The sequence below is a fragment of the Bradyrhizobium hereditatis genome (assembly GCF_020329435.1).
Classification (GTDB): Bacteria; Pseudomonadota; Alphaproteobacteria; order Rhizobiales; family Xanthobacteraceae; genus Bradyrhizobium; species Bradyrhizobium hereditatis.
In genome coordinates this window covers 1-16,350 of sequence record NZ_JAGKJK010000001.1, presented here as the reverse complement: position 1 = coordinate 16,350, position 16,350 = coordinate 1, and the positions used below count along the sequence as shown (strand labels likewise).

15 protein-coding genes are annotated in these 16,350 nt (G+C 62.7%); 7 read left to right on the top strand and 8 right to left on the bottom strand.

The features are described 5' to 3' along the window. Positions 1–130 precede the first annotated feature (130 nt). Together guaB and J6524_RS00070 are read right to left on the bottom strand one after the other, a co-directional pair. Positions 131–1,621 carry an IMP dehydrogenase gene (gene guaB / locus J6524_RS00075; RefSeq protein ID WP_225668109.1) on the bottom strand — a complete coding sequence of 497 codons (1,491 nt, stop codon included), beginning with the start codon at positions 1,619–1,621 and terminating at the stop codon, positions 131–133. 208 nt (positions 1,622–1,829) lie between these two features. Beyond that, on the bottom strand, positions 1,830–2,078 hold the full coding sequence (locus tag J6524_RS00070) for a hypothetical protein (protein WP_225668108.1): 249 nt from the start codon (positions 2,076–2,078) through the stop codon (positions 1,830–1,832). Between the two features lie 138 nt (positions 2,079–2,216). Between J6524_RS00070 and J6524_RS00065 the strand changes: the two genes are divergently transcribed. The 3 genes from J6524_RS00065 (at position 2,217) to J6524_RS00055 (ending at position 4,752) form a co-directional block, all read left to right on the top strand. Beyond that, a complete protein-coding gene (locus tag J6524_RS00065; protein WP_225668107.1) occupies positions 2,217–3,695 on the top strand; it encodes a DHA2 family efflux MFS transporter permease subunit in 1,479 nt (492 codons plus the stop codon). 259 nt (positions 3,696–3,954) lie between these two features. Next, positions 3,955–4,407 (top strand): phasin family protein, encoded by a 453-nt coding sequence (locus J6524_RS00060; RefSeq protein ID WP_225668106.1) that lies wholly within the window; start codon positions 3,955–3,957, stop codon positions 4,405–4,407. 123 nt (positions 4,408–4,530) lie between these two features. Then, complete coding sequence (locus J6524_RS00055) at positions 4,531–4,752, top strand: hypothetical protein (RefSeq protein WP_225668105.1); 222 nt, start codon at positions 4,531–4,533, stop codon at positions 4,750–4,752. Positions 4,753–4,776: 24 nt separating this feature from the next. Here J6524_RS00055 and J6524_RS00050 read toward each other — a convergent pair whose 3' ends face one another. From J6524_RS00050 to J6524_RS00040, 3 genes are all read right to left on the bottom strand, one after another. Further along, positions 4,777–5,616, bottom strand: coding sequence for a Crp/Fnr family transcriptional regulator (locus tag J6524_RS00050; RefSeq protein ID WP_225669283.1), 840 nt, complete (start codon positions 5,614–5,616; stop codon positions 4,777–4,779). Positions 5,617–5,809: 193 nt separating this feature from the next. Next, on the bottom strand, positions 5,810–6,499 hold the full coding sequence (locus J6524_RS00045) for an RlmE family RNA methyltransferase (RefSeq protein ID WP_225668104.1): 690 nt from the start codon (positions 6,497–6,499) through the stop codon (positions 5,810–5,812). A 92-nt stretch (positions 6,500–6,591) separates the two neighbouring features. Further along, positions 6,592–7,542 (bottom strand): alpha/beta fold hydrolase, encoded by a 951-nt coding sequence (locus J6524_RS00040; RefSeq protein WP_225668103.1) that lies wholly within the window; start codon positions 7,540–7,542, stop codon positions 6,592–6,594. A gap of 211 nt (positions 7,543–7,753) precedes the next feature. On the opposite strand from J6524_RS00040, the gene J6524_RS00035 reads away from it, so the two are divergent. Beyond that, positions 7,754–8,383: a phasin family protein gene (locus tag J6524_RS00035; RefSeq protein ID WP_225668102.1), complete on the top strand. Its 630-nt coding sequence runs from the start codon at positions 7,754–7,756 to the stop codon at positions 8,381–8,383. Positions 8,384–8,532: 149 nt separating this feature from the next. On the opposite strand, the gene J6524_RS00030 is transcribed toward J6524_RS00035, so the two are convergent. Continuing rightward, entirely contained in the window at positions 8,533–9,576 is a 1,044-nt protein-coding gene (locus tag J6524_RS00030) for a Ppx/GppA phosphatase family protein (RefSeq protein ID WP_225668101.1), read from the bottom strand. Between the two features lie 199 nt (positions 9,577–9,775). Here J6524_RS00030 and J6524_RS00025 point away from each other — a divergent pair, with 199 nt between their 5' ends. After that, on the top strand, positions 9,776–12,151 hold the full coding sequence (locus tag J6524_RS00025; RefSeq protein WP_225668100.1) for a xanthine dehydrogenase family protein molybdopterin-binding subunit: 2,376 nt from the start codon (positions 9,776–9,778) through the stop codon (positions 12,149–12,151). Positions 12,152–12,308: 157 nt separating this feature from the next. On the opposite strand, the gene J6524_RS00020 is transcribed toward J6524_RS00025, so the two are convergent. Next, the gene (locus J6524_RS00020) at positions 12,309–12,689 is read right to left on the bottom strand and encodes a rhodanese-like domain-containing protein (protein WP_225668099.1); all 381 of its coding nucleotides are present in this window, start codon (positions 12,687–12,689) and stop codon (positions 12,309–12,311) included. Between the two features lie 86 nt (positions 12,690–12,775). Next, positions 12,776–13,576, bottom strand: a complete 801-nt coding sequence (locus tag J6524_RS00015) for a hypothetical protein (protein WP_225668098.1) — start codon at positions 13,574–13,576, stop codon at positions 12,776–12,778. Between the two features lie 142 nt (positions 13,577–13,718). Between J6524_RS00015 and J6524_RS00010 the strand changes: the two genes are divergently transcribed. Together J6524_RS00010 and J6524_RS00005 are read left to right on the top strand one after the other, a co-directional pair. After that, entirely contained in the window at positions 13,719–14,213 is a 495-nt protein-coding gene (locus J6524_RS00010) for a YaiI/YqxD family protein (protein WP_225668097.1), read from the top strand. A gap of 3 nt (positions 14,214–14,216) precedes the next feature. Continuing rightward, entirely contained in the window at positions 14,217–16,034 is a 1,818-nt protein-coding gene (locus tag J6524_RS00005) for an ABC-F family ATP-binding cassette domain-containing protein (RefSeq protein ID WP_225668096.1), read from the top strand. The last annotated feature ends 316 nt before the right edge of the window (positions 16,035–16,350 follow it).

Here is a 16,350-nt window from a genome sequence, read left to right as displayed (position 1 = left end):
GTGGCGAGTACCGCGTCCCTGCTCAGACGCCGTCATTTCGGGTGGTGCGCAAGCACCAGACCTCAGGTGCGCAATTGCGCACCATAGTTCGATGCTTCGCATCGCCCCGGAATGACAGCGCGGAGGATCCTTACACCCCGCCCGGATAGTTCGGGCTTTCGCGCGTGATCGTCACGTCGTGGACGTGGCTCTCGCGCAGGCCCGCGCCGGTGATGCGGACGAACTGCGCCTTGTCGTGGAATTCGGCGAGGTTGCGGGCGCCGACATAGCCCATCGCGGCGCGCAGGCCGCCGGCGAGCTGGTGCATGACGTTGGCGACCGGCCCCTTGTACGGCACCTGGCCCTCGATGCCCTCGGGCACCAGCTTCAGCGTGTCCTTGATGTCCTGCTGGAAGTAGCGGTCGGCCGAGCCGCGCGCCATCGCGCCGACCGAGCCCATGCCGCGATAGGCCTTGTAGGAGCGGCCCTGCCAGAGAAACACCTCGCCGGGCGTCTCGTCGGTGCCGGCGAGCAGCGAGCCGACCATGGCGATGTCAGCGCCGGCGGCAAGCGCCTTGGCGAGATCGCCGGAATATTTGATGCCACCGTCGGCGATCACGGGCACATCGGCCTTCTTCGCCGCTTCCACCGCATCCATGATCGCGGTGAGCTGCGGCACGCCGACGCCGGCGACGATGCGCGTGGTGCAGATCGAGCCGGGGCCGATGCCGACCTTGATTGCGTCCGCGCCCGCATCGATCAGCGCCTGCGCGCCCTCTTTCGTCGCAATGTTACCTGCGATCACCTGCACTGCGTTGGAGAGCCGCTTGATGCGGTTGACCGCTTCCAGCACGCGCGAGGAATGGCCGTGCGCGGTGTCGACCACGATCAGGTCGACGCCGGCGTCGATCAGTCGCTCGGTGCGCTCAAAGCCGCCCTCGCCGACCGTCGTCGCGGCGGCCGCGCGCAAGCGTCCATGCTCGTCCTTGCAAGCGAGCGGATGCGCGACCGCCTTCTCCATGTCCTTCACGGTAATCAGGCCGACGCAGCGATACTGGTCGTCAACGACGAGTAGCTTTTCGATGCGGTGCTTGTGCAGCATCCGCTTGGCCTCGTCCTGGCTGACGCCCTCGCGCACGGTGACGAGATTTTCATGCGTCATCAGTTCCGACACCTTCTGCTTGGGGTCGGTGGCAAAACGGACGTCGCGGTTCGTGAGAATGCCGATCAGCTTGCCGGGCGAATTCTTGCTGGCGCCGGTGACGACGGGAATGCCGGAAAAACCGTGATCCTTCATCAGCGCCAGCGCGTCCGACAGCATCGCGTCGGGGCCGATGGTCAGCGGATTGACCACCATGCCGGATTCATACTTCTTGACCTGCCGCACCTGCGCGGCCTGACCGTCCGGATCGAAATTGCGGTGGATGACACCGATGCCGCCGGCCTGCGCCATCGCGATCGCCATGCGCGCCTCGGTGACCGTGTCCATGGCGGAGGCGATGATCGGAATGTTTAGCGGGATCGCGCGGGTCACGCGGGAGCGGATATCGGCCTCCGAGGGCAGAATATCCGAGAGACCCGGCTTCAGAAGCACATCGTCGAACGTGAAGGCTTCGCGGAGAGCCTGAAGTCCCTGGGCCATTGCCAACTCCTTTCGGCGGCTCACCGCCGCAATATCTCAGAGATGAACGCCGCCTTCGGCGATGCTTTCGGCATCGCCGTCGAATCGAAGCCCATCGGTGGGGTTGACGGTGGTCGATAGCATGGCGAGACGCCGAATCAAAGCGTTTGCCAGCTATGCACAGGCTTTTCAGGAAATGCCGCAGTCCCAATGGGTTACGGCAAGCGCTTTACAGCCGATAGCCCGGCGGCGGCCCATGCTGGCGGATCGCCTCCACCACTTCGCGATGTCGGCGGTCCTCCCGCTTCATATGGACCGCGATCAGCGCATGCGCCGAGGGCACCAGCAGCAGGACATGGAAGAACAGCCCGAAAACCAGGCAGAACACGATCAGGACCAGGTTGAAGATCGCCGAAAACGGCTGCCCGTTCAGGAGCAGCCCGAGCGGCGGCAACAAGGCAGCGAGAACGTAGATCATTTAGGACCTCCACGGCTGGCGCGGTGCATACCAGCGTCACGCAGGATTTAGGTTGTTTGCGCGCTTCCGCAATGGCTTGTGTGACAGCCGGATGATACAGGCCCCTCGCCTGTCTTTTTCGCCAATCCCCCCGATACGATGCACAAGCAACGCCTGATCCCGCTCATCGTCGCCACTGCCCTGTTCATGGAGAACATGGACTCGACGGTAATCGCGACGTCGCTGCCGGCGATCGCGGCCGATATCGGCACCAGTCCGCTGACGCTGAAGCTTGCCATCACCTCCTATTTGCTGTCGCTCGCGGTGTTCATTCCGGCCAGCGGCTGGACCGCCGACCGCTTCGGCGCGCGCATGGTGTTCTCGATCGCGATCGGCGTTTTCATGATCGGCTCGATCGGCTGCGCGCTGTCGCAGAACGTGACCCATTTCGTGATCGCGCGCATCCTGCAGGGCATGGGCGGTGCGATGATGACGCCGGTCGGGCGGCTGGTGCTGCTACGCTCGATCGACAAGAGCGCGCTGGTCAACGCGATGACCTGGGTGACGGTGCCGGCACTCATCGGTCCGGTGATCGGCCCACCACTCGGCGGCTTCATCACGACCTATTTCTCCTGGCACTGGATCTTCCTGATCAACATCCCGATCGGGCTGCTCGGAATCTTCATGGCGATGAAGTACATCGACCCGATCAAGAGCACAGATCCCGAGCGCTTCGATCTCTATGGGCTGGTTTTGGCCGGCATCGGACTTGCGGGCATCGCCTTCGGCCTCTCGGTCGCCAGCCTCAACCTGTTGCCCTGGCCAGTCGTCGCCGGCCTCGTCGCGGTCGGGACGATCGCGATGACGCTCTATGTGATGCATGCGAAGCGGACCGGCTCGCCGGTGCTGGACTTTTCGCTGCTGCGGCTCTCCACCATGCGCGCCAGCATCGTCGGCGGCTTCCTGTTCCGCCTCGGCATCGGCGCGCTGCCGTTCCTGCTGCCGCTTCTGATGCAGGAAGGTTTTGGGCTGACGCCGTTCCAGTCGGGCCTCGTGACGTTTGCCTCGGCAGTCGGCGCCATGGGAATGAAGACGCTGGCTGCGCGCATCATCCGCGCCTTCGGCTTCCGCTACATGATGACGGTCAACGCCGTCATCAGCGCGGCTTTCCTCGCGGCCTGCGCCCTCTTCACCGTGACGACGCCGCTATTGCTGATCTTCATCATCCTCGTCGTCGGCGGCTTCTTCCGCTCGCTGCAGTTCACCGCGATCAACACCGTCGCCTATGCCGAGGTCGAGCCGGCGCAGATGAGCCGGGCCACCACGCTCGTCAGCGTCAACCAGCAACTGGCGATTTCTGCAGGCGTTGCCGTCGGTGCGTTCTCGGTGGAATCGACCATGCTCTATCAACACGTCGCCGAGCTGAACGCCAGCGTATTCCCGCCCGCCTTCCTCGTGGTCGCGATCATCTCGGCGGCGTCGGCCTGGTTCTTCTGGCAGATGCCTGATGATGCCGGCCACGAAATCTCCGGCCGGAAGCTCGTCGAGATTTCCAGCCGCAAGGGCGCCGAAAAGGCCGCGACGAAGAAGGCTGCCAGCGAAGGCACCGAAGATGCGCGCGATCAGCGGCTGGGCTGACGGCGGCGCGTAGGCTGGAAAGTCCGACTACCAGCACCAAAAAAATCCGGCGTTGAGAGTCAGAAAGCGAACGGAAGGCCCGGCGCCGATCGGCCATGTGTGGTCAGACAGGATGGCCGGCGCGTCATCCGTAGCAAGCATGACTGCAAGGGGGCCTCATTCGGTTCCAGGCGTCCAGTCCATGCACAGTTCGGCGAGCAAGGCCGGGCCGCATGGCGGATTAGTGCTGACTTAGTTTCGCTTGAAAGGATCAACCCTCGTGAATGAAGCCAAGACGAACGAAGCGAATACCAATCCGAAAGACCATGCTGACGAAAAGCCCCGCTCTGAGCTGCCCTTCTTTGCGGTAGCGGGCATTTTTGAAGGGATCACCGGGCAAGGTTTGGCGCGGGCGACGGAAAACATCGAGAAGATGACCAACGCACTCCGGGAAGCCTATTCAGCTAACGCTCAGGGCACGGCGTACTACAACGCAAAGGTGATCGAGTTCTCGGCCGCCAACACCCGTTCGGCATTCGATTTTCTTGGCCAGGTTGCGGGCGCGAAGTCGCCCTCAGAAATCCTGCTGCTCACCATCACGCAAGGCCGCAAGAACTTCGAAGTCACGACCGCGCAAAACCGGGAGCTTTGGGAGCTCGCGCGCAAGGTCGCGACCGACACGGCCGAACCCGTCAAGAAGCGCTTTGCTGGCGCGCTGCCAAAGGCGGCCTAGTTCTCATTTACACCTTTGCGGCGGCCGGTATCGGCTGGACAAGCGCTCCCCTCAGAAGAGCGCACTCCAGCCGAAGGCAGTCGCCATGCCGCCGGCACGAGTATCCAGCCACGGAGGACCAAGATGGGCGTCGTCATGATCAAGTGCCCCGAGAGCGGACGCGCCATTGCGACGGGTATGGAAGCAGATCGCGAAAAGTTTCGCCGCAGCCCGGTGTTCTTCGCGCGCACCTTCTGCTCGATCTGCAAGGCCAGCCACGAATGGTTCGCCAGAGAGGCCTGGATTCACGAGCCGGACGAGAGATGCCACGCACCGAGGGCAGCGCCTGCCCTGCTCCCGGCATAGAATCGTCGAGACGCCATAAACGTATCAATGACTCTTTGATCGATGGCCGACCGCCCCATGGGCGCGCGGGCGCGGATGCATCTCGTCCGTCTTGGCAAACAGCGAGGCTTGGGCTTGGGCACGTGGATGATCGGCCGACCGGGCGTGACCGGCCGACCTCATGTCTTCCGGCAGCACGATGCGGCTGATCCGACGGCGCATGAGCTGATAACACTCGCAGGCCGTCGCTTCGAGCCGCGGCCGGTCGATCTCGATCCAGCTCCGCCGATTGGATCGGACGGCGCCCTGCTCGCGGAGCTTGGAAATGACCTGCGTCACGGTCGTCCGCCGCACGCCGAGAAATTCCGCGAGCGTTTCCTGGGTCAACGGCAGGACATCACCCTCAACCCGATCGTGGACGTGCAGCAACCACCTCGCCAGACGCTCCTCGACCGAGTGGAGCGCATTGCAGGCCGCGACGTGCTGAAACTGTGCCATCAGCGCCCTGGCGTGGGTCTGGACCGCACCGTTCAAGGCATTGCTACGGCCAAGTATTGCCTGAAATCGCGTCGGCGAAATCTGCAATGCCAGCCCCGCTACCCGCACCACCGCTGTCATCGGAGAGCGGACCGGCCCCAGTGTCGAGAGAACCCCCGCGGCTCCCTCGTTGCCGACAATGGCGGTCGCGACCGTTTGGCCGTTTGGCATGTCCATGATGAAGGCGATGAGGCCGCTAAGGGGGAAATAAATCCGATCTACCGGGTCTCCCGAGCGCAACAGCACGGCATCACGTTCGAGCTGTATCATCCTGAAATGAGGCACAAGGAATTTGAGGTCTGCTGGCGGCAATGCAGCTAACAGTAAATTTTTGGCCTTGTGCTCCATCACGGGAAATTCCTCCCCCGACGGACGCGCCTCACGCTGCAGAACTACTGCTGGCGTCAGGCGGCATGCGGACGAACAGACCGCGCCGGATGACTACTATACGTCGTTCAGGAAAAAGTTCCAATCATATCGCTTGGCCTGGCGGCTAACCGGCTCGTGCAACCAAACCGGGAAATGCGATGAACATCAGCGCTCAGAGGCGATGGGGCTTTCCACGAAAGCCCATCGCCAGGACGTAGCGCTCCGAGGAATCCTGGCGGCTCGAGGCTGGCTTGACGTGACGTACGCTGGAAAAATCGCGTTTCAACTGTGCGACCAGCTCGGCATCAGCACCACTTTGAAACACCTTCGCCAGGAAGGTGCCGCCTGGATTAAGCACATCGCTGGCGAAGGCAGCGGCATATTCCACCAAACCGACAATGCGGAGCTGATCGGTCTTGCGATGGCCGGTCGTGTTGGCTGCCATGTCCGACATCACAACATCGGCGCCCCCGCCCATCATGGCGATCAGTTTCTCGGGAGCGTCCCCAGCGAGAAAGTCCAGCTGCGCGAAACTGACGCCGGGAATTTCCGGCATCTCCAACAGATCGATCGCAACCACCTTGCCCTTGCCATTCACCGCGCCGACGCGCCTGGCCGCGATCTGGCTCCAGCCGCCGGGCGCGGCGCCGAGATCGACCACCGCCATGCCGGATTTCAGAAAATGATACTTGTCATCCATCTCGATCAGCTTGTAGGCCGCGCGCGAGCGGTAGCCTTCCCGCTTGGCTTTCGCCACATAGGGATCATTGAGCTGCCGCTCCAGCCAGAGCTTCGATGACAGCTTGCGCTTGCCGGCGGTCTTGACCGTGACGTGCAGCCGTCCGGTGGTGTCTTTTGCCATGTTGGTACTTGTCTTGAACTATCAGCCCCGACCCGAAGCTTGGAGCAATAGCACGGAACCGGATTCGCATTGAAGCGCGTATGATGAGGTGCCTACCCGGCCATTCGGGTGCTACTCAGCGAATCGACGGCCTGCGCAATCCTGCCATCATCGGCATAGGTCACCATGTGCCCGGCATCAGCCACGAGGTGGAGGTTGGAGCCGCTCAGCACATCATGTAGGCGCCTGGCCTGTTCGGGTTCGACAAGCTGGTCTCCTGTTCCGTGGAAAATATGAACCGGGCACCGAATGCTTGAATAGCGGGACTGCAGGCGCGCCACTTCCGGAATAAGAAGCGCACTTTCCTCCGCGGCCGCCCTCAGTTGCTTCGGCCGGAGCGTCAGGGAGGCTGGAAAGAGATCCTTGAAGTCCTCTGGAATGGAGCGAGGCGCAAAAAGCTTGCGAAGCAATGCCGGCAGAATGGCCCATGAGATGATTGGCGCTACCGTGTAGCGAACCAGATCGCCCAACACCGGTATCGCTGGGCCTGACATCATCCAGAAGTCCCACCGCCAAGTCGGAAAATAATAACCGGAAGCGAGCACAAGACCACGGATCGGGTAATCATTCTGAAATCCGATGGCGACAGCGACCAACGCACCCCATGAGTGGCCCAGCACGACAGGATCGCGCACGCCCAGCTGATTAAGCGCCTTGACGAGCAGCGCCGCCTGGGATGTCGCCGTCCAGAGGCGCGCGCGTGGTCGCGCGCTGTATCCGAAACCTGGTCGATCAAAGCACAGAACCCGGTTGCGGCGGGCCAGAATATCCACGAGTCCGCTGATGACGAAGTCCTGCATCATGGAGCCATTGCCATGGAGCAGCACAACAGATGGACCTCTCGGATCACCGCGCGGGAGATAGTGGAGTCTTACTCCCTCGCACTCGACAAAGCTGCCGATTGGCGGATTCTTCCGTTCGGCCATCAACGAGAACACGATGTTCCCGATCACCAGAAGAAGAAGGCCCACAACGATGACGAAGACGATTTCACCAGCAGACATTTGCTGAGCCTCGTGACGTGAGTAGCGAGCCGAATTGCGGCGGAGGAAAAGCCAGTCTGCGGCATAACCGGGACATGTATCCGCTCGTTCCTAAGCGGCACCGAGGATAGCGGAAAAGACTGGCAGGCTCGGGAACGGTCTTACCTAGATCGCGTTGCCCGAGAAGGAGCTGGGGCAAGTCCATCAACCTGCATACTAGCGGAGAAATAAGATGGCAAATCCACGCCAGGAGGAAAAGTCTACGCAAGGAATGGAAGACGCAGCCCGCCGCGCCAGCGAGAGGACCGCCGAACAGACCAGCCGTATAGGACAAGCGGCAGCCGATCAGACGGCGCGTGTTGGGCAGGCTGCGGCTGAAGCGGGAGCGGAAGTAGCTCGCGCCAGTGCCAGTCTGCTCAAGCAAAACGCCGAGACGTTCCAGAACGCCTGGCGCTTCGGGCTGGACATGGCGACATCGGTCATGGGCCGGTCTACCGAGCAATTTGGTCGCACGCTCGGCTTGTCCGGAGAGGGGGTGCAACAGGCGACCGAACGGTCAGCCCGCAATGCCCAATCCATACTTTACACCAGCAGCGCTGCTGCCAAAGCGATGGGTGGAATGTCTCGAGAATACCTTCAGTTGGTTCGGCACCAGGTCGAGAAGAACATGGACCACATGAATGAACTGTGGACCTGCCGAACTCCTCAGGACTTTGCAGTCGTACAAAGTGACATGGTGCGCGAGACCATGGAGACCGTTCTGGAGAGCAGCCGCCGGATCGCCGATTTGTCGCTCAAGATAGCCGACGACGCGGGAAAGCAGATTAATCAAAATATGGAAGAGATCCGGCGCGCCGCCTAGCCATGGGTGTCGCGGTTGGATGGCCCCTGACGCAAGAGCGGCAGCCCCCGAGCCGCTCTTGCCGTTCTTGAACGAGGGTCTTTGCAGAAACTATTACTAGACTAGGCCTGGTGCGTGGATGAATGTGTTTGGCTGAAAAGGCTTGCGCATCAGCACGCGCGGAGCGCGCCGTCCTCGCGCATCATCTCGACCAGCATGCCCTCCCGCAGGCCGCGGTCGGCGACACGCAGCCGCGGCAGTGGGAAGGCATCGCGGATGGCGTCGAGGATGGCGCAGCCGGCCAGCACCAGATCGGCGCGCTCGATGCTGATGCAACTATTATTGGCGCGTTCCTGATAGCTCATGCCAAGCAGCCGCTGGATGACGGCGGTGACGTCAGAGCCGTTCATCCAGATGCCGTCGATGCGGCGGCGATCATAGCGCGCCAGATTGAGATGGACGCCGGCAAGCGTCGTCACGGTGCCCGAGGTGCCCAGCATATGCATGTCGCGCAAATCCCCGCCATGCTCGGCGGCGAACGGCGCCACATGCTGCGCGACCTGGCGCACCATGCGTCCGTATGAATCGGCCGTAACATCGCGCCCGCCGAAATGCTCGGCGAGTGTCACGACACCGAGTGGGATCGACATCCACGCCTTGATCCGCGGCACTGCATTCAGCTCGGCGGGATCGCGCTCGATCCGCACCAGTTCAGTCGAGCCGCCGCCGATGTCGAACAGGATCGCGCCCCGCCCCCTGGTATCGAGCAGCGGCGAGCAGCCGATCACGGCCAGCGTCGCTTCGGTCTCGCGATCGATCACCTCGAGCCGGATGCCGGTCTCGCGCGCAACGCGGGCGCGAAAACTCTCTGCATTGGCAGCGGCGCGACAGGCTTCGGTCGCGATCAGCCGTAGGCGCTTGGCCTTGCGGTAGCGGATCTTGTCGCTGCAGATGCTGAGCGCCGCAATAGCGCGCTCGATCGCCGCCTCGCTGATGGAACCGGTGGCGGAAATGCCTTCGCCGAGCCGGATGATCCGCGAGAACGAATCCACCACGCGAAAGCTGTCGCCGGCCGGACTGGCGATCAAGAGCCGGCAATTATTGGTGCCAAGATCGAGCGCGGCATAGACACCGTTTGCCGCGGCCGCCGCAACCGACCCTGACGGGCTTGCGCAGGCCCCCGGACCTTCGCGCAGCCGCGTATCCTCATTCATCAAAACTGTCTTTCCGCGGCCGCTTCCGGACCCGCCGAAGAAAATCACCGTTCACGGAAACTTTAGCAGCGCCAAGGAGGTAAGCAACAACCCATACATAGGACTATGCCCAATCAGGCGTTGTCGCGTTTGATGCGGTGCGTTATCTGAGCGGAACCTGGAAATCCGCGCGATTTCCTGTGCATTTCAGGTGTTTTCAATGCAAGATCACACGTCGGCCTCCTCCCTGGACAACGCTATTGCACTGCAAAAATACGGCGTAGGGCAGCCGGTGCGCCGCAAGGAAGACGACACGCTGGTGCGCGGCAAAGGCAAATACACCGATGACTTCACCCTGCCCGGCCAAGCCTATTGCTGGATGGTGCGCTCCAGCCATGCCCACGGAATCATCAAGGGGATCGACACGGCCGCCGCCAAGGCGATGCCGGGCGTGCTCGGTGTCTGGACCGGGACCGATCTCGAGGCGGCCGGCTACAATCCCTTCACCTGCGGCCTGCCCCTGAAGAGCCGCGACGGCTCGCCGCTGTTGCAGACCAACCGCCTGGCGCTGCCGACCGACAAAGTGCGCTTTGTCGGCGACCCCGTGGCGTTCGTGGTCGCGGAAACGCTGGCGCAGGCGCGTGATGCGGCGGAGGCCGTCGAGGTCGACATCGAGCCGCTACCAGCCGTGACGGATGCAGCGGAAGCGGCAAAACCCGGTGCGCCGCTTCTCTACGATCACATCCCGAACAACGTCGCGCTCGACTATCACTATGGCGACACGGCCAAGATCGACGCGGCGTTTGCTTCCGCAGCGCATGTCACCAAACTCGACATCGTCAACACCCGCGTCGCCGTGGTGTCGATGGAGCCGCGCGTCGCGCTCGCCGCCTATGACAAGGCGGCCGAACGCTTCACCCTGCAGGTGCCGACGCAGGGCGTCTCCGGCAACAAGGTGACGCTGGCGAAGATCCTGAACGTGCCGAACGACAAGGTCCGCGTCCTGACCGCCAATGTCGGCGGTTCCTTCGGCATGAAGAACGTCAGCTATCCCGAATACACCTGCATCCTGCACGCGGCGAAGGCGCTCGGCCGCCCGGTGAAGTGGACCGATGAACGCTCGACCAGCTTCCTCTCCGACAGCCACGGCCGCGCGCAGCTCATCCATGCCGAACTGGCGCTGGACGCCGAGGGCAGGTTTCTCGCGGTGCGCCTGTCCGGCTACGGCAATCTCGGCGCCTATATCACCGGCGTCGCGCCGGGGCCATTGTCGCTCAACACCGGCAAGAACCTCGCCAGCGTCTACCGCACACCGCTGCTCGGCGTCGACATCAAGACAGTGCTCACCAACACCACGCTGATGGGCGCCTATCGCGGCGCCGGCCGGCCTGAGGCCAATTACTACATGGAGCGGCTGATCGACCGCGCCGCCGACGAGATGGGCATCAACCGCCTGACGCTGCGCAAGCGCAACTTCATCAAGCCCTCGCAGCTACCGTTCGCGGCGGCGAGCGGCGTCACCTATGACAGCGGCGATTTCGCCGGCGTGTTCAACAAGGCGCTGGAGATTTCCGACCACGCCAACTTTGCCAAGCGGAAGAAGGAGAGCAAGAAGAACGGCAAGCTCCGTGGCATCGCCGTCGGCTCCTATCTCGAAGTGACCGCGCCGCCGAGCGGCGAACTCGGCAAGATCACCTTCGAGCCTGACGGTTCGGTGAAGCTGACGACCGGGACGCTCGATTACGGCCAGGGCCACGCTACACCGTTCGCGCAGGTGCTGTCGGCCCAGCTCGGCGTTCCCTTCGAGAAGATCACGATCGAACAGAACGACAGCGACCTCGTCCGCTTCGGCAACGGCACCGGCGGTTCGCGCTCGATCACGGCGACGGGTCAGGCGATCGTGGAGGCGTCCGCGCTGGTGATTGCAAAGGGCAAGCAGGCCGCCGCGCATCTGATGGAAGCATCCGAAGCCGACATCGAGTTCACAGGCGGCCGCTTCACCATCGCCGGCACCGACCGCTCGATCGGCATCATGGATCTGGCGAAGCGCCTGCGCGAGGGCAAGATGCCCGAAGGCGCGCCGCTGTCGCTCGACGTCGACCATGCCACCAAGGATACGCCGTCCACCTTCCCCAATGGCTGTCATGTCGCAGAAGTGGAAATCGATCCCGAGACCGGCGTCGTGCAAATCGTGCGCTATTTCGCCGTCAATGATTTCGGCACGGTCGTCAATCCGATGATCGTCGCCGGGCAGCTACATGGCGGCGTGGCGCAGGGCATCGGCCAGGCCCTGATGGAGCAGGTCAGTTACGACGCTAACGGCCAGCCGATCACCGGCTCATTCATGGACTACGCGCTGCCGCGCGCGGAAGACATTCCGCCGATGGAGATCGGCGACCATCCCTCGCCCGCCAAATCCAATCCGCTGGGCACCAAGGGCTGCGGCGAAGCCGGCTGCGCCGGCAGCCTCGTCTGCATCGTCAACGCGGTGGTTGACGCGCTGTCGGAATATGGGATCACCCATATCGACATGCCCCTGACGCCGGAACGGGTGTGGCGCGCGATCCAGGATGCGAAGGCTAAGCAGGCGGCGTGAGGCCGCGCTGCTATCACGCTCAAGGCTGTCATCGCCCGGCTTGACCGGGCGACCCAGTATTCCAGAGACGCCAGTGGTTAAACGAGAAGCCGCGGCGTACTGGATTCCCCGCCTTCGCGGGGAATGACGAGTTGTGTGTGCGGCGAGATCGTACCGGTCACACCTTCTCGACCGCGCCGCCGCTGTCGGCCCAGCCTTTGAAGCCACCGAGATTGCGCACGTCCTTGTAGCCCATATCTTGCAGCGTTTTGCCTGCAAGCGCGGACCGGCCCCCGGAGGCGCAGTAGACGATGACGGTCTTTTCCCGATCGAACGCATTGTCATAATAGGGGCTGTCGGGATCGGCGCGAAACTCAAGCATGCCGCGTGAGACATGCTTCGCGCCCTGAACCTTGCCGGTGCTTTGCAATTCAGTGCCGTCGCGCACATCGACCACAAGTGCCTTGCCGCCCTCGATCAGCGCTTTGGCATCCTGTGGGCTGATGGTTGGAACCGAACTGTTCGCCGCTGCAAGTAGGTCCTTCACTGAACTCGGCATCATTTTACTCCGTTTGCGCTCTCTCGTTAGACCCGCATCATAGCGTATGTTTGCGGTCGCGTTGCGTCGATGCGGCTTATCGCCCCCTATGCCGCGGCCTGCTCGCGCGGTTGATAGATCGCGATGTGACGACAATGCGCCAGCGGCGTCTTGCCGTTGCCGACCACCAGCGCGTCGAGCTCAACAAAGCGGTGGCCCTTCTTGTCGTAATTGCCGATCACCTTGGCGCGGGCGGTGATGACGTCGCCGGCCTTCGCAGCCGACAAAAGCTGCATGCGGCTGCCGACATGAATCCACGGCCCCAAGATCGCGTTGTCGACCAATACCCGGTTCATCACCCGCTGCAGCAGGCCGGGATGACCGAGGCCCTCTTTTGCGTAGATCGGATCGGCTTCCCTTATATCGGCCAGATATTCCATGGCCGCTTCTCCTGCCCAGTCGCGCGGCATGGTGCCGAGCCACTTGCCGACTTCATAAGAAGCGGCGTTGACTGGTTTGCGCTCTGCCACCGCTGCAACTTCCTTGTAGTCTGCAAGTGAGAACACGGGCGCGGAGGCCGGCAATGACGCGGTGCCGCTAGCGCAAAGCTCGCCGCGGCTCGTCACTTCTATCGAGAGCACGCCGTCTCTTTCCGTCGCCGCCACCTCCGTGAGTTCGCCGTCATAGACCGGCTTGACGAAACGGGCATCGATCAGGCCACGTTCAAGGAAGGCGCGGCCCCACTTTGCGACTGGCTGGTGCATCATGTAGGCCATCACGTCGACGCCGGGAACGAGCCCGCCGGAAAAGCCAAACCGCTTTGCCACGGTGTCGTCATGCATCTTGTTTTCGGATTGTTTGGCGGTGTTGTAGGCCTGGACGCGATACGGCGCGATGGACATTCCCATTTCCTGTAGTTTTTCGTTGTTTTTCCGCCGGTTATGGTACGCAAAGAATGTGCCGTGGCAAGCGTGTTCCACCCCCTGTTTTCCTCGCATTCCGGCATCGAATAGGTTACACGCGCGGGCAAGAAGGTGCTTTCGAACCGATATGCCTGACGTGAATCCCACCCGCATCTATGTCGATGCCGACGCCTGCCCGGTGAAGGACGAGATCTATCGCGTCGCAGCCAGACACGGCCTGCCCGTCAGCGTGGTCGCCGGCAATTTCATCCGTGTGCCGCAGGATCCGCTGATCGAACGCATCGCAGCCGGTTCCAGCATGGACGCCGCCGACAACTGGATCGCCGAGCGCGCCGGAAAGGGAGACATCGTCATCACATCAGATATCCCGCTCGCCAGCCGCTGCGTGAAAGCAGGCGCCGAGGTGATCGCACCGAACGGCAAGCCGTTCACGGAAGATTCGATCGGCATGACGCTGGCGGTGCGCAATTTGATGACGGATCTGCGCTCGTCAGGCGAAGTGACCGGCGGCCCGAAATCGTTCGCGTCGCGCGACCGCTCGGCGTTCCTGTCGGCGCTCGACCAGACCATCCGCCGCATCCAGCGCCAGCGGGCGCAGCAGCCTGCGCCAAACCAGGGTTGAACGATGGCGCCGCCGCTGATTCAGTTGAAAGACATTCGCCTGACCTTTGGTGGCACGCCGCTGCTATCGGGCGTCGAACTCTCGGTATCATCAGGCGAGCGCGTTTGCCTGATCGGCCGCAACGGCTCAGGCAAATCGACGCTGCTCAAGATCGCGGCCGGCCTCGTCGAGCCGGATAGCGGCAGCCGCTTCGTGCAGCCCGGCGCCACCATCCGCTATTTGCCCCAGGAGCCCGATTTCGGCGATCACAAGACCACGCTGGCCTATGTCGAGGCTGGGCTTGGCCCCGGCGACGATCATTACCAGGCGCGCTATCTGGTCGAACAGCTCGGCCTTTCCGGCGACGAAGATCCCGCGCATATCTCCGGCGGCGAAGCCCGCCGCGCCGCGCTGGCGCGGGTGCTGGCGCCCTCACCCGACATCCTGCTGCTGGACGAGCCGACCAATCATCTCGATCTTCCGACCATCGAATGGCTGGAAGGCGAACTGGAAAGCCGCAAATGCGCGCTGGTTCTGATCAGCCACGACCGCCGCTTTCTCTCTAACCTGTCGCGCTCGACGGCTTGGCTCGACCGCGGCCAGATCAGGCAGATCGACCGCGGCTTCTCCGCGTTCGAGGCCTGGCGCGACGAGGTGCTGGCCGAAGAAGAGCGCGAGCAGCACAAGCTCGACCGCAAGATCGTCAACGAGGAGCACTGGCTACGCTACGGCGTCTCCGGCCGCCGCAAGCGCAACGTCAAGCGGCTCGGCAATCTGCATGCGCTGCGCGACCAGCGGCGCAATTATCGTGGCACGACCGGGAATGCCAATCTCGCCGCCGCCGAAGCCGAAAAGTCCGGTCGGCTGGTGATCGAAGCGAAAAATATCGGCAAGGCGTATGGCGACCGCAAGATCGTCGAAAACTTTTCGATCCGCATCCAGCGCGGTGACCGCGTCGGCATCGTTGGCCCCAACGGCGCCGGCAAGACCACGCTGGTTCATCTTCTGATCGGCACCGATCCGCCAGATACCGGTTCGGTGCGGCTTGGCGCCAATATCGAGATGGCAACCCTCGACCAGCATCGCGAAAGCCTCGACCCGAAATCCACGCTGGCGGAAGCCTTGACCGGCGGACGCGGCGACCATGTCATGGTCGGCGGGAAGCCGAAGCACGTCATCGGCTACATGAAGGATTTTCTGTTCGCGCAGGAGCAGCGCGGCACGCCGCTGGAAGCGCTCTCCGGCGGCGAGCGCGGCCGGCTGATGCTGGCGCGCGCACTCGCAAAACCATCGAACCTGCTGGTGCTGGACGAACCTACCAACGACCTCGATCTCGAGACGCTGGATGTGCTCGAGGAGATGCTCGGCGAATATGAGGGCACGGTGCTTCTGATCAGCCACGACCGCGATTTCCTCGACCGCGTCGTGACGTCGGTGATCGTGCCCGAAGGTAACGGCCGCTGGATCGAATATGCCGGCGGCTATACCGACATGCTGGCGCAGCGCGGCGAGGATTTGACGCGGGAAGCGCTGAAGACGGGGCCGCCTGTCGAAGAAAAGAAGGAAGCGAAGGCGGCCACGCCTTCGGCCGCCGCGCCAAAACGCCGGCTGAGCTTCAACGAGAAGCACGCGCTGGAAACCCTGCCGAAGACGATCGCGAAGCTGCACGCCGAGATCGCAAAACAGCAGAAGCTGCTTGACGATCCCGATCTCTACGCCAAGGATCGCAAGAAGTTCGACGCGGCTTCGGCTGCGATTGCGAAGGCGCAGGAGGAACTTTCGGCCGCTGAAGACCGGTGGCTGGAGCTGGAAGTTTTGCGAGAAGAGATCGAGCAGGCGTAGGATGGGTGGAGCGAAGCGCTACCCATCCTTCTGTAACGGGCCTTCGAAGGTCAATCCCTTTTTGGCGTCGTACCGTTCGCCGGGGTCTTGCTTCTGTACGGGGTCGGCGCAGGGCCGCCACCTGATGGGGTCTGAAGAGGATAGGCCGACCAATCTACGTTTCGCGTGGTCGCAAGCGCCACTGGATGGGTAACGGTCTGACCTGATCCATCGTCCCGGCGAAGGGACTCCGCTTCGAGGGCTGGTGTCGTGACCCGCTCGAAGACTTGTCGTCTCCTTGTTAAGCTGCAGCAGCGATTTGCTTGTGGGCTGGATT